The following is a 19,464-nucleotide window of genomic DNA, read 5'->3' as shown; positions in this document are numbered from 1 at the left end:
GAAAGGACGAACGTACATATGGCGCAAGCTAGGCGCAGGGGTACTTATATTTACTTTAACTTCACAGATGTCGCCGTGTTCGGTGCCGTCGTCAAGAACGGGACGATCAAACGGCGTGCCGTCGCGTCCTTGCCAGCGGGGACGCTCCAAGGGGGCTGGCTCCAACCGGAAGCTTCGCTTGATTTGATTTTTGACAGCCTGCTGACGAAATTGAAAGTGCCGCGTGGTTCGCAAGCCGTTCTTGCGCTTGACGGATCCCTTGTTTTAGCACGGAAACTTGAAATTCCGGAGTCGGTCGAGACGAACCAAATCCGTGGTTACTTGTTCATGGAACTCGGACACAGCATCGTCCTGCCGTTTGAAGAACCGTACTTCGATTACACACTGCTCGAAGAAGACGGCAAACGGGAAATCATGCTGTATGCAGCGCCGAACGAGGCAATCAAACAATACATGCAACTGTTCAAGCAGAAACATCTCCGTCTTGTTGCGGCTGAACCACAACCGCTCGCTACGTTCTTCGGAATCGAGTCGCTGTATGAAATCGAAGACAGCAGCAGTCTGTTGATTTGGAACGTCAATGCGACGAACCATCAATTGATCATCATCGAAGATAAAATTCCGCGTCTGATCCGGTCGGTCGATACGTTCAGCTCAAACGCCTGGGAAGTCGATGTGATTGATGATCGCTTGCACTACCGCTACCGCTTGGATGATACGCAAGTCGAGATGACGCTCGACGAGATGTTGCTTGAGTTTTCACGTGTCCTTGATTTCTACCGTTTTTCGCTCGCGCGTGATCAGCGGGAAATCAGTCGTGTCATCTTAGCCGGAGACTTCCCGTTCCAGGAAGCACTTGTCACGCGGTTCGAAGCGAATTTCGACTTACGGCTCGAACAGCTTCCTGAACAGGTCGAAGTGGCGTCGCAAGCAATTCCGCGGCCCTATCTGCCACTGATCGGACTCGCGATTCCACGAAAGGACCGCATCAACCTTCTACCGGAAAACGACGTCATGCCGAAATTCCCACTCGTCGCGTCGCTTGTTCTCCTGTTGTTCGGCGGATTGATTGGTGGATACTTATTCTGGCAGACGGATCAATTCGCGGACCGGATCGAAACGGCGAACAATCAAATCCAAATCGTCCGGACATTACAAGCAGAGTCGGCTCAATCGACGAAACAAGAGGTCGCCCAGTTGAAGCAGACGGTCGATGGGCTCGAAGAAACACCACGTCCTGCCGTACCGACACTTGAACGGATTACACGGTACTTGCCGGAGCGGGGCTATCTTTTACAATTTGCCTACGGTGCGGACCATCTCGTGACGATGAATGCGCAATTCGAGACCCTTGAGGAACTGAATGGATTTTACCGACAATTGTTGACGGATGATGTCTTTACAGGCGTTTCGTTAACGAGCATCACGACGAAAACGATGAATGAAAAAACGGATGTCGTCACATCGACAACGATTGATCCTGCGACAGGACAAGAAGTTCCGACGACGACGATCACACCGGCGACGGACGAACAGTCGGAAGAACCGCGTTACATCGGCCAATTCACGTTATCCGTCCTCCCGGCGGAAGTCGTCAAAGGGGAGACGAATGAAGCGAATCCGGATGTACCGAAAGAAGAGAACGGTGAGACGACGGACGGCGAGACAGTCAGTCCGGAAGAGCAAGCGGGCGAAATCATTTCGACCGAAATTGAGGAGGTGGAGGACAATTGAAACGGTATAGTAGTTTCCTTCTCCTTGGGATTACGCTCCTCCTCGTAATTGGTGGTGTTGCTTACTTCGGCTATACGACCTATACGACATATCAAGAACTCAATGAAACGGAAGCGACGCTTGACCGGGAACAGACGGCACTTGAACTCGCGAAAGCAAGTGAACAAAAAGTCGATGTCGCGGAATCGAGTTTCCTTCAGAAAAAAGTGCCCGTCCTTCCGGCAAACGATGATGTCATCGATGCCATCAATGCGTCAAGTCAAATCGCCGGTGTGAAAGTCCAGTCGATCACGTTTGGCCAAACGGACGTCGTCCCTGCACCGGTCGTCGAATCGACACCAGTTGTCGATGGCGCGATGGCGACAGAATCCGACATCAATGCGGCTGAAGCAGAAGCACCTGTCGCGACGACGACAGCGACGACACTTCCGGCATCGTTATCGGTCGAAGCGCCGTCTTACCTCGAACTGATGGCATTTTTGAAGCAAATCGAACGGACGGACCGGATTACGATTTTACGTCAAATCCAATTGACGGGACCGGATGAACCGGGTGCCGGGAGTGACGCGATCCTGCTTGACGACGAGATGATGACCTTTACGATTGAAATCGAGACATACTACCGCCCGGACTTGACGAAGCTAGTCCCGGACAAAAAGACACCACTCAAGGAAACGACACCTAAATCGGATCCCTTTGTCGATGTCACAGGAAATTAAAGCAAAACAGGCACTTCTCCGGACTGGAGTGGTGCTTGTTTTTCGTTATACTAAAACTTGACTGAATTAAGGCAGTTCGAAATTTATCAGAAAGAACGTGATACTAATGCTAACGCAACCACCCTTGATTCTTGCTTCCGCGTCCCCACGACGGACGTCCTTATTACGACAAATTGGAGTCCACCATGAAGTACGCCCGGCAGATGTCGTCGAACAAGCCCCGCACCCGATGACACCTGCTGAATATGTCGCCTACTTGTCGCAGAAAAAAGCACATGCCGTTGCGCGAGCGGGAGAAGTGATTCTCGCGGCAGATACGGTCGTCGCCATCGACGATTTGATTCTTGAAAAACCGTTAGACCGTGACGCGGCACGGACAATGTTAAACCGTTTGTCGGGTCGGACGCATACGGTCTTGACGGGGGTGACGATTGTCCGCGATGACCAAAGCGAGACGTTCACCGTGGCGACGAAGGTTCGTTTCGGATCATTGCCGAGTGAGTGGATTGAACGGTATACGGCGACGGACGAGCCGTACGACAAAGCCGGTGGATACGGAATTCAGACCATCGGTGGCGTATTTGTCGAAGCGATTGAAGGGGACTACTACAATGTCGTCGGATTACCGATCCATCCGATTGCGAAGCGACTCGAAGCATTTGGGATCAAGCCGGAATTTGCGTAAATCTGAATACAGAGAGGTCGGATCCAGTGATCGAATGGCCGAAGGATATGATTCAATTAAAAGGATTGGCACAAGCGACGACGGTCGAGTTGCTGGCATGCCTCGTCCGAAGCGGGACACGCAATCGTTCACCGCTTGAAGTCGCAGAAGAGTTACTCGACATTTACCCATCGCTGATTGAACTCGAGGCAGCAGGAGTCGGCGGACTCGAGAAAGCACCCGGTGTCGGGAAAGCAAAGGCACTACAAATCATGGCGGGACTCGAACTCGGACGTCGGCTCGTCACAGAACCGAAGTGGGTTCGACCGGTCGTTCGTTCACCGGAAGATGCGGCTGAATTATTGCTTGAAGAGATGCGCCTCTATCAGCAAGAGCACTTTATCTGTTTGTACTTGAATACGAAAAATGAGGTCATTTCGAAAAAGACGCTCTTCATCGGAGGATTGAACACGTCAATCGTCCACCCACGCGACATCTTCCGAGAAGCGATTCGCTGCTCGGCAGCTAGCTTCATCGCCGTCCATAATCATCCGTCCGGCGACCCGACTCCGAGTCGGGAAGATATCGAGGTGTCGGAACGGATGGTCGAGGCGGGAAGATTGATTGGAATCAGTTGTATCGATCACCTCGTCATCGGTCATGGACAATTTATTAGTATGAAACAACGCGGATTTATGTAAGAATAACGTCTGAGGGGGAAGTGGACTTCCTGACCTCAGGCGTTTTTATGTTTTGAAAAATAGGTGAACTGTAAACAAGCTGTAACGTTTTAGCGCTTTTTTAGGAGTGCTTTTCCGTTATAATTAGTGAAGTTGTATTTTCAGAGAGGGGTTTTTTGAATAATGTTTGGATCATTTAGCCGTGAAATCGGCATTGACTTAGGTACGGCAAACACACTCGTTTATGTGAAGGGGCAAGGAATCGTTGTACGCGAACCTTCTGTTGTCGCTTTCCGTACCGATACAGGTAAGATTGAAGCAGTCGGGAACGCAGCAAAAAACATGATTGGACGGACACCGGGCAACGTGACGGCACGACGGCCGATGAAAGACGGCGTAATTGCCGATTATGAAACAACAGCAACGATGATCAAGTACTTCATGGATCAAGCAACAAAGAAAAAAGGATTGTTCTCTTCGAAGACGAACGTCATGATTTGTGTGCCAAGCGGCATCACGTCAGTCGAAAAACGTGCCGTTGAAGATGCAGCAAAACTTGCCGGCGCACGGGAAGCCTACACGATCGAAGAACCGTTCGCAGCAGCAATCGGTGCCGGTCTTCCAGTATCTGAACCAACGGGATCGATGGTCGTCGATATCGGTGGTGGTACGACGGAAGTCGCAGTCATCTCACTTGGCGGGATCGTGACAAGTCAATCGATTCGTGTCGGTGGAGATGAAATGGATGAGTCGATCATTCGTTACATCAAATCAAAATATAACTTGATGATCGGTGAACGGACGGCTGAAACACTCAAGATGACGATTGGTTATGCACGGATTGACGAGGAGTCGGAAAACGAAACGATGGAAATCCGTGGCCGCGACCTCGTAACCGGTCTTCCGAAACAAATCGAAGTGACGAGTGCGGAAATTTGCGATGCGTTATCGGATACGGTCGATGCGATTTTAGCAGGTGTCAAGCATACGCTTGAGCAGACACCACCGGAACTTTCAGCTGACGTCATGGACCGCGGAATCGTTTTAACGGGTGGCGGTGCGTTGCTTAAAAATCTGGATGCTGTCATCGAAGACGAAACGCGTATCTTGACGCTTGTTGCTGAAGAGCCACTGGATTGTGTCGCAATCGGTACAGGAAAATCACTTGAGATGATGCCTGTCCTTCGTTCTAGATCAGGCATCTCACAAAAAAGATAAGGACGGGATGAGCGATGAAGCGATTTTTAAATAATCGAAAACTGCTCATCACACTCCTTAGTTTTCTCCTTTTGGTGATATTGATCGGTATTTCGTTGCAAGGACGTAATCAATCCCACTGGTATCAAAGTTTTGTCCGTGATACTGTCGGGGTCGGTCAACGTCTTTTCGCGACACCGATTGGCTGGATTGATGATACGGTCACTTCGATTACAGAAGTGCGTGACGTGTATAAGGAAAATGAGTATTTAAAATCGCGTTTGAACGACTACGCGGAAACTTCCGTCAAAGTCCGTGATTTAGAACGTGAGAATAAAGAATTGAAGGATATGCTCGACTTGAATGGTTCGATTCGTGACTATACGTTACTTCCGGCTGAGATGATAGGGCGCACACCATCCGAATGGCAACGCTTCGTTACGGTCAACATCGGTGAACAAAAGGGTGTCAAACCCGATATGGCCGTCGTGACGGCAGATGGATTAATTGGGCGTGTCATTCAGACGAGTGCGTATACATCGCTTGTCCAACTTCTGTCGGATACGAGCAGGACGAACAATGTGTCAGCTGTTGCCGACGATACGAAAGGCAAAGGTGTTTTCGGAACGATTGAAGGATTCGACGAAGAAACGAATTTGTTGAAATTCACGAAAATTCCGAACGATGCGAAGTTGAAAAAAGGACAGGATGTCGCGACATCCGGACTGGGCGGGAAGTATCCGAGTGGCGTCGTCATTGGTAAGATTGAGAAGGTTAAGTCGGATCGGTACGGTGCCTCGAAAATTGCATACGTCAAACCGGCAGCAGACTTCGAACAGTTCGGACACGTTTTCGTGATTGAACGGGAAGCGAAGGAACCTTTCGCTGAGACCGATAAGGGAGGGGACACTCGTGAATAACGTCAAGTTGTTTTTCGCCGTGTTCCTTCTTTTTATCTTAGAAGGAACCGTTTTTGCGGGTCCGCTCGGTGACGGTTCCCCGTATGCGGTTCACCTGACATTGATCGCCTTGATGTTCCTCGGACGGTACGGAAAAATCGAACAGGCACTTGGGTTTGGTTTAGTATTTGGTCTCCTATACGATTTCGTGTATTCCGATATCATCGGTATTTACTTATTTGCGTTATCTGCCATTCCGCTTTTTAGTAGCTTCGTGCTAAAATATGTAAAGGAGAACGTATTGACGATTATCGTCACATTTACGTTCAGTGCCCTATTGTTCGAATTTGATATTTATTTCTTTACGGCCTCGGTCTTAGGTGTCGATGTTGCTTTTAAAGAACTGACGACACAAATCATTCCGAAGAGTCTCATTGCACAGCTGATTGGGATCATTGTTTTATATTATCCGATGACCCGGCTCGTGCAGTCTACACTTGACGAGAAAAGAGGATGAGTCATGATTGAACGTAAGCGTTATGTAACGATGAAAGGTCATCGTGGTGGCCTTGCCGTTTATGTAAACGAACGGTGCAGTGTGGATGAATTTCTTGACGACCTAGAATTGACGCTTGCCGATAAATCCGTCGAGAACGGACGCGCCGTACCGATTACGTTCTTTTTCGGACGACGTTACGTCGACGAAGGTGTCGTGACAGCGGTTGAGTCGATTGTCGCGCGACATGACTCGTTTTCGTTTAATGGTTACGATAGTGAATGCCTGACGAAAGACGAGGCAAAAGCATTATACGGGGAGCGGACGTTTCATTATTTCGGCGGAACGGCCCGCAGTGGGCAAGTCCTCGATATCGAAGGATCAATCGTCGTCATCGGCGATATCAATCCGGGTGCCGTCGTCCATGCGACAGGCAGTATTTATTGTCTTGGTGCGTTGCGCGGAACCGTCCATGCCGGAAAAGGCGGGAATGACGAAGCGGTCATCGCGGCAAGTGTGTTAGAGCCGAAATGGATTTCGATTTCGGATATCGTTCACGATGAACCAGATGATGCACCAGTACCGGCATTAGAAATGGGTTGTGCTTTTATAGGGGAAGCGGGAATCGAATTTTCTCGTCTTCAAACCGTTCCGCTTGCGCGGATGGATCAGTTTGCGATCGATAGTGAAAGAGGGTGACAGACATGGAACAAGTGAAAGAACAGGTACATAAAGATGCCAAAACGAATGTCGGACGGGCGATTGTCGTCACGTCTGGTAAAGGTGGCGTCGGGAAAACGACGACGACTGCGAATATCGGGACTGCGCTCGCGTTGATGGGACACTCGGTTTGTCTCGTCGATACGGACATCGGGTTACGCAACCTCGATATCGTTCTCGGTCTCGATAACCGGAGTATCTACAACATCGTCGACGTCGTGACGGGGCAATGTAAATTGCATCAGGCACTCGTTCGGGATAAACGTTTTGAAGAGATGTATCTGTTGCCTGCTGCCCAGTCTAAGGACAAATCGTCCGTCACACCGGAACAGGTAAAAGCGATCATTGATACGTTGAAACTGGACTATGAATTCGTCCTCATTGATTGTCCTGCCGGAATCGAGCAAGGGTTCATGAATGCGATTGCCGGGGCAGATGAAGCTGTCATCGTCACGACACCCGAAAAAGCAGCTGTTCAAGATGCAGACCGTATCATCGGAATGCTTGAACGGTCGGATCGTGAAATCGTCCCGCGTCTCGTCATCAACCGTGTCCGTTCGCACATGATGGCTTCAGGCGACATGCTGGATATCGATGAAATCATGCGCATCTTGTCGATCGACCTGCTTGGCTTGATTGTCGATGATGAAGAAGTCATCGCGGCGTCACACCGTGGTGTTCCGGTGACGATGAATCCGGACAATCGTGCCGGACTCGGGTACCGAAACATCACGCGCCGGATTCTTGGGGAGTCTGTTCCGTTGCTCGACTTGAACGAACAACCGCAAAAAGGATTCCTCGTGAAGTTGAAAAAAATGCTTGGTATGAAATAAGTTTGGGAAAATAGACAAAGAGGGCATCGTGCTTCTTGTCTATTTTTTTTGGAGGAATTCTTATGAAATGGATTAGTGAACAAACCCCGTCGCTCGAGCGTGTTGCGTTAGTCGAAGGCGGACGGGTCGTCGAGTATCATGAACGGATGCGTGACGAGATTCGGGTCGGTACCTTGCTGTACGCCAAGGTGGACCGGCTGCATCCGACGCTTGAGGCTGCCTTTTTGATTGCGACTGATGGGACGCCGCTTTACTTACCGGTCAACGAAACACTGGAAACGTTACGCCGTTACCCGGATGTTCCGACAATCGGTCAAGCTGTCCAAGTCGGTCAGACCATCCTCGTGCAGGTCGTCAAGGAAGGCACGTCACCAAAACAGCATAAAGTCACACAAAACATCACATACGGCGGACGTTATCTCGTCTACTTCCCGTACGGGCGGCGTGTCCGCTTTAGCCGGAAACTCGATCTCGTCACGCAACGTCAGCTCGCAGAACTGATTCAGACCGAGGAGACGGAAGGTATCCTATATCGGACGGAAGCCTCGCAAGCAGAAGGCAGCGTGCTTGAAAAAGAACTGTTTCAATTGCGGACCCGTCATGAAAAGATGTTACAACAGGACACGTTAGAGCAAGATGAAGCTTTAGTCATCCAAGAAGCAAAACGGCTCCCGTTCGTCGCAGAAGCGCGCGTGACGAGCAGGACGGAAAAGGAACGGCTCGAGCAACTCGGATTAAGCGTCGACCGTCCTGTACTGAAAGGACGACTTCCGGAGATGGAGCATGTCGACCAAGTGATCGAAAAAGCGCTCGAAAAAGTCGTTTGGCTCGATGGCGGCGCCTATTTATTGATTGAAGAAGTCGAGACGATGACAGTGATTGACGTCAATAGTGGAAAGATGGTATCCGTCAAAGACCAAAAACGGACATTTGATCAAATCAATGAAGCGGCAGCGCTTGAAATCATGCGCCAATTACGGTTACGCAATATCAGCGGTATGATTGCCGTCGACTTCCTGCGTGGTTCAAGTAAAGGGCAGACGCGTGTGACACAACTGCTCAAGGAGCGCGCCGCCCAAGAAACGAAACAAATCGAAGTGTATGGGTTTACGAAGATGGGGCTTTGCGAATTGACGCGGCAACGGCACGGGAAATCGTTACTCGAACGGTCCGTTGCACAAGGGAAACCGTCGCGGATCGCGATTCACCGGCAGCTCGAACCACAACTGATAACAATCGCGACCCATGCGGAAGCAGCCGTCGTCCGGGCGCCGCGCGAATCATTAAGTCCGTTATTCGAACAAGACTGCCCGCTTGACGTGTTAATCGTCGAAGGTGAAACCGGCATCTTATTTACGGGAACAAAGCAGGAATGTGAAGAATTTGTCGATCGTCAGCAAAAACAGTAAGAACGTTATTGACAATAGTCAACTTCGTTTGGTATTCTGAATAACGTTAGTTCGTTTGGAAGCACCCAAATGACTACAACCGCACAGACCGGGTTTTAAAGCATCCGCTGCCCGTGATGGCGAGTCTGAGTTCCTAAGAGGAGGTGCACGTAATGTACGCAATTATTAAAACTGGTGGTAAACAAGTTAAAGTCGAAGCTGGCCAAGAGATCTACGTTGAGAAATTAAACGCAGACGTCGACAGCACAGTAGAATTCGGCGAAGTCTTGATCCTTGGTGGTGACGATGTTAAAGTCGGCGCTCCACTCGTAGAAGGTGCGAAGGTCGTAGCAACGGTCATCAAACACGCTCGCGCGAAAAAGATCACAGTCTTCAAAATGAAAGCTAAAAAGAACTACCGTCGTAAGCAAGGTCACCGTCAACCTTACACGAAGGTCCGCATCGAGAAAATCGAAGCGTAAGCCATGATACGTGTTAAGATTCGACGAGATGAAGCGGAGTTAATCCGCTCCATCGAAGTGACAGGACATGCCGAGTTTGCTGAGCCTGGTTTAGATTTAGTCTGTGCCGGTACATCAAGCGTGATTTTCGGCGCATACAATGCGATCGAATCACTACTCGGGCAGGTCCTGCTCCTTGAAATGGCAGAACAACAAGAAGGTGGCTACTTTTATGTAGAACCGTACGCTGACTTAGCACCGGATGTCAGTGAACGCACCCAATTGTTACTGGAGGCGACATTGGTCCAACTCGGAACCATCGCTGAAAGTTACGGTGATTATATCCAACTTGAACAAATATAGGAGGTGGATTCCACATGTTGAAACTTAATCTTCAGTTCTTCGCATCGAAAAAAGGGGTAGGTTCGACAAAGAACGGTCGTGACTCTCAATCGAAACGCCTTGGGGCGAAACGTGCAGACGGTCAAACTGTTTCTGCTGGTTCAATCCTCTACCGCCAACGCGGTACGAAGATTCACCCAGGTATGAACGTCGGACGTGGTGGCGATGATACACTTTTCGCAACTGCAACTGGTGTCGTTCGTTTCGAACGTCTTGGACGCGACAAAAAACAAGTCAGCGTTTACCCAGCATAAGTGATCGATGAAGCAGACTCTAGCCACTTTCGGGGGTTAGGGTCTGTTTTTTTTAGGAGGGAACGACCGATGAAGGATGAACAGGTACTTGATCTTTTAAAGACACTTCGTCACGAATGGTTGAATCGGTTACAACTCGTTCGTTCGTACAGCGCGATGGGTGACGAGGCAGCGGTTGAGTCGATTTGTTCAGTCTATCGCGAGCAAGCGTCACGAGAAGGACGCCTAACGTTGATTGAACTACCGAAAACAGCGCTCGCACTGCAACGGGCGGATTGGACAGGTTTGACTGTCGAATATGATGTAATCGAGAAGCCAAAGCAGGTTGATGACGCACGAATAGCGAATATCATCGAAGCTGCGATTGATATGATAGAAGTGGGAGATGGAGAAGTATCCGTGACCTTCCATGAGGGCGTGACCATCGAGATCTATCGGGATCTACTAGATACGTCGCGCCTTAAAGATCTAGTGACGCCGATGGAGATCGAGTCACAGACGGAAGTTGAGTGTGTGATTGAAATCGAAAGTCTTTCTGTAAGGGAAGAGAAGTAATAGGAGGGATCTGACATGTTCGTCGATCAGGTAAATATTTATGTAAAAGCAGGAGATGGTGGACGCGGGCAAGTAGCGTTCCGTCGCGAAAAATACGTTCCAGACGGTGGACCAGCCGGAGGAGATGGTGGGCATGGTGCTCACGTCGTTCTCGAAGTGGATGAAGGGCTTCGGACGTTGATGGATTTCCGTTACAAACGCCACTTTAAAGCCGTTCAGGGTGAAAACGGAATGTCGAAAGGGATGCACGGACGTAAATCCGAGCACCTCGTCGTCAAAGTACCACCAGGCACGGTCGTCTACGATGATGATACGGATGCGGTCATCGCCGATCTTGTCCATCATGGACAGCAAGCCGTCGTCGCAAAAGGTGGGCGTGGCGGACGTGGAAACTCACGTTTCGCAACACCAGCGAACCCTGCACCGGAACATGCGGAAAATGGTGAGCCGGGCGAAGAAAAGTACTTGAAACTTGAATTGAAAATGCTCGCTGATGTTGGACTTGTTGGGTTCCCAAGTGTCGGGAAATCAACGATGTTATCCATCGTCTCAGCGGCACGTCCGAAAATCGGAGCATACCACTTCACGACAATCACACCGAACATCGGTGTCGTCGAAACGGAAGACAGCCGTAGTTTCATCATGGCCGACTTACCGGGATTGATTGAAGGGGCAAGTGAAGGTGTCGGACTGGGTCACCAATTCCTTCGTCACGTCGAGCGGACAAAAGTCATCGTCCACGTCATCGATATGAGTGGAATGGAAGGACGCGATCCTGTTGAGGATTACAACATCATCAACAAAGAACTCGCAGATTATAACTTACGTTTGACGGATCGTCCGCAAGTCGTCGTCGCAAACAAAATGGACATGCCAGATGCAGAAGCGAATCTCGAAGCGTTCAAAGAGGCGTTCCCGGATCTTGAAGTCTTTGCGATTTCTGCTGCGACACGTCAAGGATTACGTGATCTGTTATTCCGGATTGCCGATCTCGTTGACGCGACACCAGAATTCGGTCTTGAAGAACTCGAAGAAAAAGCTGCGACTCCTCGTGTCGTCTATGGTTACGAGGCGCCAGAAGCTGGCTTTACGATTTCGAAAGATGAAGACGATTGCTTCGTTATCCAAGGACCGCGGATTGAAAAACTCTTTACGATGACGAACTTCATGCGTGAAGAGTCGATTAAACGATTCGCCCGGACATTACGTCAAATGGGCGTCGATGATGAGCTTCGTAAACTAGGTGCGATTGATGGAGACGTCGTTCGTATCCGTGACTTCGAATTCGAATTCATCGAGTCTTCGTTCTAAGAAACATCACTTAAATCATTCATTTAGGAAATGGAGTGTGAAGTCATCGTGGACCCACTTCCCGCGATTCCGTTCATCTGGCTGCTCGTGTTAGTAGTCATCTCAGCGTTCTTCTCTTCTTCTGAAACGGCATTATCGAGTGCAAACCGGTTACGGATCTTGCACCAGTCGGAAGAAGGGGACCGTCGTGCATCACAAGCACTACGCTTGTTTCAACGCTATGAGGAGACCTTGACCGCAATTTTGATTGGCAATACGATTTCGAACCTCGGTGTCGCGATGATTGGCGGCTGGCTTGCGATGACGCTGTCATCCGAGTCGCTACCGCGTGTCGGCATCATCTTCGCAACGTTTTTACTGATTTTAGTATTCGGTGAATTGATTCCGAAATCGTATGCCCGGGAGCATGCTGAAAAGTATGTCCTCTGGATTAGTAGTCCGCTACGGTTGTGTTTGAGTCTGTTTAAACCAGTCGTCTTCCTGTTCTTGAAGTTACGTCATGTTGCACTTGTCCTGATTGGTGCTGATCCGAAAGGACCGCTCGTGACGGAACAAGAGCTGTTGGCACTTGTCGACATCAGTGAGGAAGAAGGCGTCATGGATGAAGCAGGAGCAGAGCTTGTGCACCGGGCTGTCGATTTTAAGAACATTACGGTTGAAGAAGCATTGACGCCACGGACAGATATCCAAGCGATTGATATCGATGACAGCTTTGAAGACATCTTACGTGAAGTGCAAAAAGGTGGATTTTCCCGTCTTCCTGTATACAAGGACTCGATTGATCACATCATCGGTGTCCTTTCTGAACGCGATTTCTTACGTGAGTTCGTCAAGAATGGGCACGTCGAGATCCGTGAATGGATTCGACCGGTATCGTTTGTCGTACCGCAAACACGCTTGATGGATTTACTTCCTGAACTCAAAGTCAAACAATCGCACATGGCAGTCGTCCTCGATGAATTTGGAGGAACGGCAGGTCTGATTACGCTTGAAGATATCTTAGAGGAATTAGTCGGTGAAATTTGGGATGAGCATGACGAATCACTTGAATATACGAAACAGATTGGTGTAAACCGCTACGAATGTCTCGCAGAATATGACATCGAAGATTTTTGTGACCAATTCGGATTGACGATGCCGGAAACCGAAGCCCAATCGCTAGGCGGCTGGATCATGGAACGTGTCGGTCAAATCCCGGAAATCGGGACACGGATGACATATGAACGTGTGACATTTACTGTACTGCATGTCGAGAATCGTCGTGTCCGAAAAGTACTCGCGACATTCTCTTCAGAAGTCACTGAAACGGTGGAAGAACAATCTTGATCGTGACGCATCACGTGTGGATTCAGATAAACAAAAAGGGACTGCCATCTTCAGGATGGGCAGTCCCTTCAGCGTGTAGATAAACTCTTATGAAGCGTGAACATGCGATAACGAGAGACAATCCGGTCGCGCTTCCCTGTCTCGCCTCGTCTTCAAAGCTGCAGGGTCGCGACCGATTGCTTTTCGCTTCAAAAGCGATGCGAGACGGATTGTGCCCTAAACCGTCTGCCTGCCCGGCTTTTCGTCATAGTGTTCCCTAAAAAGCGTCGTGTTTCGTTGACTCCTGCGGGGAAAAGTGCGTTTTTAACGCACTTTCAGAGGCAGGCAAGACCCTGCTTCTTGTCCGTTAGGATCAAGGAGCAACGGCTTGCGCCTCGCCCGAGGAAAGCAACGAAAAAAGACGCTTGATCTCCCGATGGCACGTTGTCTACAGCCTGAAGGGACTGCCATCTACAGGATGGGCAGTCCCTTTTTTAGACGATGGACAACTTCTTCTGAAGCGTGAAGCGACTCCTTTTGGCTCAAACGTCAGGGGGGGTGCCTATCACACGAAACGCCGATGCTCCCGTTTATGCGGAGTCATCGGCGTTTTCTGTACATATACTTGTCATTCATAACGGTCAAATGCGTGTTTTTCCAGGCATTTTTGTTAGACGTCCAACTCAGAAACTAAGATGCCGAGCCGGTCCAACTTTTCGATTGCTGCTTCAAGCGCTTCCTCGTTGTCTGCTTCTAACGTATGAATATGGACACCATCGGTCAGGCTCGATAATGGCGTTGCTTGTGTTTCCTCAAGTCGTTCCATCAGGACGCGGACATCCCGGCGACTCTTTAGCATCAACTCGCCCGTGAGGAAGCCGTAGACCGGATGTTCGACGATGACATCGAGAACCGTCACCCCTTCATCAACAATCGCGTCACACTCTTCTTTGAGTTGGTCATACCCGTGCCGACAGACGATTTTTCTTCGCTTTCGTGACGGATTGCTCTCTACTTCATTGAGAAGATACCCCCGGGCCGTTGCTACGACAGGATGGCCTTTTGCTTTGAGTAACGATAAATCTTGAACGATGACTTGCCGGCTGACGCCAGCCTGTTTTGCGAGTGACGTACCTGTAATCGGGTGTTCACTCTGCTCGATTAGCTGTAAGAGCAAGTTTCGACGTTCTTCTCCAGATTGTCTTCTTCCCATTGTGACTCCTTCCCTTCTTCAAAAAATCATGTATCAAGCGCACATAAGAGGTCGATACACCGCTCGACTTCCTCTTCGGTCGTATGAAGACCAAAACTGAGACGAATCAATCCATGTGCCGCCGTCTCATCATACTGGATGGCGCGTAGCGTCGCGTTCGGTCCATTTTCGCCTGCTCGACAAGCACTTCCAGCTGAAACTGCAATTCCGGCACGGTTCAGGGCGAGTAGCGCAAATTGTCCATCCATCCGTTTTGTATGAATGGCACAAATCGATGCCAGTTGATGTGGGGATTCGACGATGTGATAACCCGCAAGAGGAAGTCTTTTTTTTAGCATAACACGAAATTTCTGACTTGCGGCTTGGATGCGCCGATTTTCAGATTGATACCGCTCGCAAGCGGTCAAGAAAGCGACGATTCCTGGGACATCGACTGTTCCGGGACGAATCCCGATTTCGTGGTGGCCGGCGTAATACGGGCTGAACAACGGACGTCGTAAGTAGACAGCACCGAGTCCTTTTGGTCCATAGACTTTATGACTGCTGCACGTATAAGCATCGAAACCGTCGAGTGAAATCGGGTGTTTTAAGAAACCTTGGACGCCATCACAGTGAAAGAAGATGCCTCTCGCTTGGCAAACCTTAGCGATGTCTTCGACTGGGAAAATAAATCCGGTGTCCGAATTGACATGTTGGATGGAAACGACACCGACTTCGTCCGTACAATGCGTCTCGAAAGCTTCCCAATCAAAAGTACCGTCCGGGCGTAACGGCAGTAAAATCGTTTGCGTCGCTAACTGCGCGAGCGGAAGGAGGACAGAATCGTGTTCGCAAGCAAGTGTCAAGACAGTTGTCTTCTTACTTTGACGCAACAGATGGTTTATTGCAATGTAATTCGCTTCTGATCCGCTACCGGTGAACACGATATTTCCTTCCGCTTGACCGAGTAATTCGAGGAGACGAACGCGTGCCCGTTCTAAGGTTTGGGCTGACCGATTTCCGGCGTCATGCAGGGAAGAACTGTTGCCGTAGGCTTGTTCTGCTGCCAAACGATACTGTTCGAGTGCATCCGGATGCATCGGTGTCGTCGCAGCATAATCTAAATAAATCATAATTGAATCGTGTCCTTTCGTCTTGTCACTCAGCTAAAAATATGCCAAACTTATTGTCAAGTCAATAGTAAACACAAAAGATAGAGGTGTAAAACAGATGTCTTTACATAAAAGACTGAAAACGGATGTCCTGATTATCGGTACAGGTCTAGCGGCAATTAGTGTCGCACTGCACTTACCGAATGGGATGCAGGCATTGCTCGTCACAAAAGGAACACAGAGACAGACGAACTCAATGCGGGCGCAAGGCGGAATTGCTTCGGCACAACTCGAGAAAAACCATGAAGCGCACAGTGCAGACACGATTCGTGCTGCCAAAAATCGGACCAACCCATCGACCGTCGACTTCGTGACACGCGAAGGACGGACGGTGATTTCTGAACTTGAGGCATTCGGTGTCAAGTTTGATCGTAAAAAACAAGGTGACTACGCGGTTGGACGTGAAGGAGCGCACGGCATTCCACGGATTTTTCATAGTGGGGGTGACCGGACCGGACGACAGATGATGGAACAGTTACTGAAGAAGATGAACCACCCGGTCCTGGAACAGACCGTCATCACACGACTGTTAACGGCTGACGGACGGGTCGTCGGGGCAGCGGGCTACGAAGGTGACGAGCGAATCGAAATTTCGGCGCGGGCCGTCGTCCTCGCAAGTGGTGGAATCGGTGGACTGCTTTTGACCTCGACGAATGATGACATGATCACCGGAGACGGCTTAGCACTTGCTGCTGACGTCGGAGCGGAGTTGTCTGATTTAGGGTACATCCAGCACCATCCGACGATTTTAGTCCATCAAGGAAAATCGGCCGGGTTGATTACGGAAGCATTGCGGGGAGCTGGTGCGTACTTGATGACGCGCGATGGACGGCGTGTGATGGACCATCATCCGGAAGGCGATTTAGCAGCACGGGATGAAGTGGCGGCTGCGATCACGGCAATCCGAAAACAGGAATCGGTTTACCTCAACACGACACCCGTCGCACAGTTGGCGGAACGCTTCCCGACATTCGTCCAAAAATGTGAAAAACTGAACATAAATCCAGGGCTTGTCGAGGTGACGACCGGTGTCCACTTTTTGATGGGCGGGATTAAAACGAATCTTGCAGGACAAACGTCCGTCGCTGGTTTATATGCAGTCGGCGAGACGGCGTCAATCGGATTACATGGTACGAACCGTCTTGCTTCGAACTCGTTGCTCGAATGTTTTGTGATGGGGAAAGCACTGGCCCGGCAGTTGCAGCTCCCACCACGGAGGGCATTACCCACATTACGACCGATTTTCGGATGTGAGGATGGTGTTTCAAAGCAACAGTTGAGTGAAGTCTTAGCGGTGGAACTTCAAGAAGACCGTCTTCAAGCCGCTCTTGAACAGTTAACGAACAAGTCGTTTCGTCAAACAGGACGGCGGGCGGAACAACATCGGTTACAAATAACGACGGCGCGTCTCCTCCTTGAAGGAGCGTTACATCGATTAAAAGGAGAACAGTTAACAAATGAACAGATGGCACCTGCGGCAACAACTTGAAAGATTTTTAATCGAGGATATCGGACATCAAGACATCACGAGTGAACTTTGTCTGACGGGAGACGAGCACGGGACGGGACGATTCCTTGCGAAAGAGGAGGGCATCTTTTGCGGCGCCACTGTGTTGCGGGAGCTTGCACAATTGTTAGAGGTGACATGCATTCAACAGGTTGAAGATGGACAGGCAATCAAGCGGGGACAGGTTCTTGCGGAATGGACGGGCGACTTGCGTTCGATTCTGAGTGGAGAACGGGTGGCACTTAACTTGATTCAACGGACATCAGGTATCGCGACATTGACACGTAGTGCCGTTGACCGGGCAGACGGACGGATTCGCATCACGGATACACGTAAGACGACACCAGGTCTACGGATGCTTGAGAAACATGCTGTCCGCGTCGGTGGTGGCTTCAATCACCGGGGGCGCTTAGACGACGCCGTAATGATTAAAGATAACCACATCACGGCAGCAGGATCAATCACGGAGGCGGTCAAACGGGCAAAGCGTGCCGTCGGACATACGACACCGATCGAAGTCGAGGTCGAGACGGAAGCGGAAGTCAATGAAGCCGTCACGGCCGGTGTCGACATCATCATGCTCGACAACCGATCGCCGGAAGAAATCAAACAGCTTCGGCAACTGATCCCACCGCATATCACGGTGGAAATTTCCGGCGGTATTACAGTTGGAACGCTACCAGACTACGCGGATAGCGGAGCAAACGTCATTTCACTCGGGGCGCTGACGCATTCAGCGCCGGCACTCGACATCAGCATGAAAATTCAAGGAGGAAAAAAAGATGAGCTTTGATTTATTGGCGAATCAAGGGATTCCCGGACAGTACTTAGAAAAAACAGAGGCAGAATTAATAGCAATCATTGAAGGTGTCAAACGACGGATGGGCAGCCGGTTGTTTTTGCCGGCGCACCATTACCAAAAAGATGAAGTCGTCCGGTTTGCTGACGCGACGGGTGACTCGCTTCAGCTGGCGCAAATCGCAAAACAGATGACGGAGGCGGAGTATACCGTTTTTTGTGGTGTCCATTTCATGGCGGAAACCGCCGATATGTTAACAGGTGCCGCGCATACAGTCGTTTTACCCGATATGCGTGCCGGTTGTTCGATGGCGGACATGGCGAACGGCTATCAAACGGAACGTGCCTATGCCTATCTCGTCGATCGCTTAGGCGATTCCATCTTACCTTTGACCTATGTCAACTCGACAGCGGAAATCAAAGCATTCGTCGGACGACATGGAGGAGCGACCGTAACCTCATCGAATGCCGTCAAGATGGTCGAATGGGCACTCGCGGAACGGGATATTCTGTTTTTCCTGCCGGATCAACATTTAGGACGAAACACGGCCCATGCGCTTGGGATTCCGCTCGAACAGATGGCGGTCTGGGATCCGATCAACGATCAATTGGTGTTTGACGGGGATGACTCGGACATCCGTGTCATTTTATGGAAAGGGCATTGTTCGGTCCATGAAAAGTTTACGGTCGGTCAAATTGAACAGTTCCGACTGACGGACCCGGCACGCCGGATTCTCGTCCATCCGGAATGTTCGTTTGAGGTCGTGGAAGCAGCAGATTTAAACGGTTCGACAGCGTATATCATCGATCAAGTGAAGCAAGCAGCAGCCGGCACGAAATGGGCGATCGGGACGGAGATGAATCTCGTCAACCGGTTGGCGAAGGATTTCCCGGACCAAGATATCGTGTCCCTCAATCCATTCATGTGTCCCTGCTTGACGATGAACCGGATTGACTTGCCACACCTCGCCTGGTCACTCGAACAAGTCGAGCGTGGCACACCGGTCAACATCATCAGCGTGGATGCCGAGACGACAGAATATGCCGTGTTGGCACTGGAGCGGATGCTCGACCGATCATAAATCAGACAGCGCCTTGCCGATTAACATCATCGGTGAGGCGTTTTTTGTCGGAAGAACATTTTGAAGCAAATCAGACTTATATGCTACAATAGCAC

General features: G+C 50.1%; 21 protein-coding genes and 1 other annotated feature. Of the genes, 19 read left to right on the top strand and 2 right to left on the bottom strand.

Annotation, left to right across the window (positions count from 1 at the left end; translation table 11 throughout):
• Positions 1 to 18 precede the first annotated feature (18 nt).
• The 16 genes from KNQ04_RS01090 to KNQ04_RS01015 all read left to right on the top strand — a co-directional run bounded on the left by KNQ04_RS01090 (position 19) and on the right by KNQ04_RS01015 (position 13,639).
• Positions 19 to 1,734: a fimbrial assembly protein gene (locus KNQ04_RS01090; RefSeq protein ID WP_214846732.1), complete on the top strand. Its 1,716-nt coding sequence runs from the start codon at positions 19 to 21 to the stop codon at positions 1,732 to 1,734.
• The gene (locus tag KNQ04_RS01085) at positions 1,731 to 2,453 is read left to right on the top strand and encodes a hypothetical protein (RefSeq protein WP_214846731.1); all 723 of its coding nucleotides are present in this window, start codon (positions 1,731 to 1,733) and stop codon (positions 2,451 to 2,453) included. The genes KNQ04_RS01090 and KNQ04_RS01085 overlap by 4 nt, the downstream gene beginning before the upstream one ends.
• 106 nt (positions 2,454 to 2,559) lie before the next feature.
• Complete coding sequence (locus KNQ04_RS01080; RefSeq protein ID WP_214846730.1) at positions 2,560 to 3,138, top strand: Maf family protein; 579 nt, start codon at positions 2,560 to 2,562, stop codon at positions 3,136 to 3,138.
• Between the two features lie 26 nt (positions 3,139 to 3,164).
• Entirely contained in the window at positions 3,165 to 3,818 is a 654-nt protein-coding gene (radC, locus tag KNQ04_RS01075) for a RadC family protein (protein WP_353049699.1), read from the top strand.
• Between the two features lie 162 nt (positions 3,819 to 3,980).
• On the top strand, positions 3,981 to 5,015 hold the full coding sequence (locus tag KNQ04_RS01070) for a rod shape-determining protein (protein WP_214846729.1): 1,035 nt from the start codon (positions 3,981 to 3,983) through the stop codon (positions 5,013 to 5,015).
• Positions 5,016 to 5,029: 14 nt separating this feature from the next.
• Complete coding sequence (gene mreC / locus KNQ04_RS01065; protein WP_214846728.1) at positions 5,030 to 5,914, top strand: rod shape-determining protein MreC; 885 nt, start codon at positions 5,030 to 5,032, stop codon at positions 5,912 to 5,914.
• Positions 5,907 to 6,410 carry a rod shape-determining protein MreD gene (gene mreD / locus KNQ04_RS01060; RefSeq protein WP_214846727.1) on the top strand — a complete coding sequence of 168 codons (504 nt, stop codon included), beginning with the start codon at positions 5,907 to 5,909 and terminating at the stop codon, positions 6,408 to 6,410. The genes mreC and mreD overlap by 8 nt, the downstream gene beginning before the upstream one ends.
• A gap of 3 nt (positions 6,411 to 6,413) precedes the next feature.
• The gene (locus KNQ04_RS01055) at positions 6,414 to 7,088 is read left to right on the top strand and encodes a septum site-determining protein MinC (RefSeq protein WP_214846726.1); all 675 of its coding nucleotides are present in this window, start codon (positions 6,414 to 6,416) and stop codon (positions 7,086 to 7,088) included.
• A 5-nt stretch (positions 7,089 to 7,093) separates the two neighbouring features.
• Positions 7,094 to 7,942: a septum site-determining protein MinD gene (gene minD / locus KNQ04_RS01050; protein ID WP_214846725.1), complete on the top strand. Its 849-nt coding sequence runs from the start codon at positions 7,094 to 7,096 to the stop codon at positions 7,940 to 7,942.
• A 62-nt stretch (positions 7,943 to 8,004) separates the two neighbouring features.
• A complete protein-coding gene (locus tag KNQ04_RS01045; protein ID WP_214846724.1) occupies positions 8,005 to 9,351 on the top strand; it encodes a ribonuclease E/G in 1,347 nt (448 codons plus the stop codon).
• A 67-nt stretch (positions 9,352 to 9,418) separates the two neighbouring features.
• Positions 9,419 to 9,488, top strand: a sequence feature (ribosomal protein L21 leader region).
• A 15-nt stretch (positions 9,489 to 9,503) separates the two neighbouring features.
• Positions 9,504 to 9,812 carry a 50S ribosomal protein L21 gene (rplU, locus tag KNQ04_RS01040; RefSeq protein WP_012370978.1) on the top strand — a complete coding sequence of 103 codons (309 nt, stop codon included), beginning with the start codon at positions 9,504 to 9,506 and terminating at the stop codon, positions 9,810 to 9,812.
• A gap of 3 nt (positions 9,813 to 9,815) precedes the next feature.
• Complete coding sequence (locus KNQ04_RS01035) at positions 9,816 to 10,154, top strand: ribosomal-processing cysteine protease Prp (RefSeq protein WP_214846723.1); 339 nt, start codon at positions 9,816 to 9,818, stop codon at positions 10,152 to 10,154.
• 14 nt (positions 10,155 to 10,168) lie between these two features.
• A complete protein-coding gene (gene rpmA / locus KNQ04_RS01030; RefSeq protein WP_012370976.1) occupies positions 10,169 to 10,447 on the top strand; it encodes a 50S ribosomal protein L27 in 279 nt (92 codons plus the stop codon).
• A 69-nt stretch (positions 10,448 to 10,516) separates the two neighbouring features.
• Positions 10,517 to 11,002 (top strand): Spo0B domain-containing protein, encoded by a 486-nt coding sequence (locus tag KNQ04_RS01025; RefSeq protein WP_214846721.1) that lies wholly within the window; start codon positions 10,517 to 10,519, stop codon positions 11,000 to 11,002.
• A 15-nt stretch (positions 11,003 to 11,017) separates the two neighbouring features.
• Positions 11,018 to 12,313 carry a GTPase ObgE gene (gene obgE / locus KNQ04_RS01020; protein ID WP_029331046.1) on the top strand — a complete coding sequence of 432 codons (1,296 nt, stop codon included), beginning with the start codon at positions 11,018 to 11,020 and terminating at the stop codon, positions 12,311 to 12,313.
• 48 nt (positions 12,314 to 12,361) lie between these two features.
• A complete protein-coding gene (locus KNQ04_RS01015; RefSeq protein WP_214846719.1) occupies positions 12,362 to 13,639 on the top strand; it encodes a hemolysin family protein in 1,278 nt (425 codons plus the stop codon).
• A 649-nt stretch (positions 13,640 to 14,288) separates the two neighbouring features.
• Here KNQ04_RS01015 and KNQ04_RS01010 read toward each other — a convergent pair.
• Positions 14,289 to 14,831: a transcription repressor NadR gene (locus KNQ04_RS01010; RefSeq protein WP_214846718.1), complete on the bottom strand. Its 543-nt coding sequence runs from the start codon at positions 14,829 to 14,831 to the stop codon at positions 14,289 to 14,291.
• A gap of 26 nt (positions 14,832 to 14,857) precedes the next feature.
• On the bottom strand, positions 14,858 to 15,943 hold the full coding sequence (locus KNQ04_RS01005; RefSeq protein ID WP_214846717.1) for a cysteine desulfurase family protein: 1,086 nt from the start codon (positions 15,941 to 15,943) through the stop codon (positions 14,858 to 14,860).
• Positions 15,944 to 16,040: 97 nt separating this feature from the next.
• Between KNQ04_RS01005 and KNQ04_RS01000 the strand changes: the two genes are divergently transcribed.
• Genes KNQ04_RS01000 through nadA form a run of 3 tightly spaced genes read left to right on the top strand, consistent with a single transcriptional unit; the run spans position 16,041 to position 19,369 of the window.
• A complete protein-coding gene (locus KNQ04_RS01000) occupies positions 16,041 to 17,471 on the top strand; it encodes an L-aspartate oxidase (protein WP_214846716.1) in 1,431 nt (476 codons plus the stop codon).
• Positions 17,440 to 18,282, top strand: coding sequence for a carboxylating nicotinate-nucleotide diphosphorylase (gene nadC / locus KNQ04_RS00995; RefSeq protein WP_214846715.1), 843 nt, complete (start codon positions 17,440 to 17,442; stop codon positions 18,280 to 18,282). Before KNQ04_RS01000 ends, nadC begins: the two co-directional genes overlap by 32 nt.
• The gene (gene nadA, locus KNQ04_RS00990; protein ID WP_214846714.1) at positions 18,272 to 19,369 is read left to right on the top strand and encodes a quinolinate synthase NadA; all 1,098 of its coding nucleotides are present in this window, start codon (positions 18,272 to 18,274) and stop codon (positions 19,367 to 19,369) included. Before nadC ends, nadA begins: the two co-directional genes overlap by 11 nt.
• Positions 19,370 to 19,464 lie beyond the last annotated feature (95 nt).

Origin of the sequence: Exiguobacterium sp. s193, assembly GCF_018618755.1 — a bacterium.
In the GTDB taxonomy this organism is placed as follows: domain Bacteria; phylum Bacillota; class Bacilli; order Exiguobacteriales; family Exiguobacteriaceae; genus Exiguobacterium_A.
This window is presented reverse-complemented; position numbering and strand designations above follow the sequence as displayed.

Bases quoted from the DNA above. Each gene is read 5' to 3' on its own strand.
- rpmA (WP_012370976.1), top strand. From the start codon at position 10,169: ATGTTGAAACTTAATCTTCAGTTCTTCGCATCGAAAAAAGGGGTAGGT.
- KNQ04_RS01000 (WP_214846716.1), top strand. From the start codon at position 16,041: ATGTCTTTACATAAAAGACTGAAAACGGATGTCCTGATTATCGGTACA.
- KNQ04_RS01010 (WP_214846718.1), bottom strand. From the start codon at position 14,831: ATGGGAAGAAGACAATCTGGAGAAGAACGTCGAAACTTGCTCTTACAG.
- nadA (WP_214846714.1), top strand. From the start codon at position 18,272: ATGAGCTTTGATTTATTGGCGAATCAAGGGATTCCCGGACAGTACTTA.
- KNQ04_RS01045 (WP_214846724.1), top strand. From the start codon at position 8,005: ATGAAATGGATTAGTGAACAAACCCCGTCGCTCGAGCGTGTTGCGTTA.
- KNQ04_RS01005 (WP_214846717.1), bottom strand. From the start codon at position 15,943: ATGATTTATTTAGATTATGCTGCGACGACACCGATGCATCCGGATGCA.
- obgE (WP_029331046.1), top strand. From the start codon at position 11,018: ATGTTCGTCGATCAGGTAAATATTTATGTAAAAGCAGGAGATGGTGGA.
- mreC (WP_214846728.1), top strand. From the start codon at position 5,030: ATGAAGCGATTTTTAAATAATCGAAAACTGCTCATCACACTCCTTAGT.
- KNQ04_RS01070 (WP_214846729.1), top strand. From the start codon at position 3,981: ATGTTTGGATCATTTAGCCGTGAAATCGGCATTGACTTAGGTACGGCA.
- rplU (WP_012370978.1), top strand. From the start codon at position 9,504: ATGTACGCAATTATTAAAACTGGTGGTAAACAAGTTAAAGTCGAAGCT.
- minD (WP_214846725.1), top strand. From the start codon at position 7,094: ATGGAACAAGTGAAAGAACAGGTACATAAAGATGCCAAAACGAATGTC.
- KNQ04_RS01090 (WP_214846732.1), top strand. From the start codon at position 19: ATGGCGCAAGCTAGGCGCAGGGGTACTTATATTTACTTTAACTTCACA.
- nadC (WP_214846715.1), top strand. From the start codon at position 17,440: ATGAACAGATGGCACCTGCGGCAACAACTTGAAAGATTTTTAATCGAG.
- KNQ04_RS01035 (WP_214846723.1), top strand. From the start codon at position 9,816: ATGATACGTGTTAAGATTCGACGAGATGAAGCGGAGTTAATCCGCTCC.
- KNQ04_RS01055 (WP_214846726.1), top strand. From the start codon at position 6,414: ATGATTGAACGTAAGCGTTATGTAACGATGAAAGGTCATCGTGGTGGC.
- KNQ04_RS01080 (WP_214846730.1), top strand. From the start codon at position 2,560: ATGCTAACGCAACCACCCTTGATTCTTGCTTCCGCGTCCCCACGACGG.
- KNQ04_RS01025 (WP_214846721.1), top strand. From the start codon at position 10,517: ATGAAGGATGAACAGGTACTTGATCTTTTAAAGACACTTCGTCACGAA.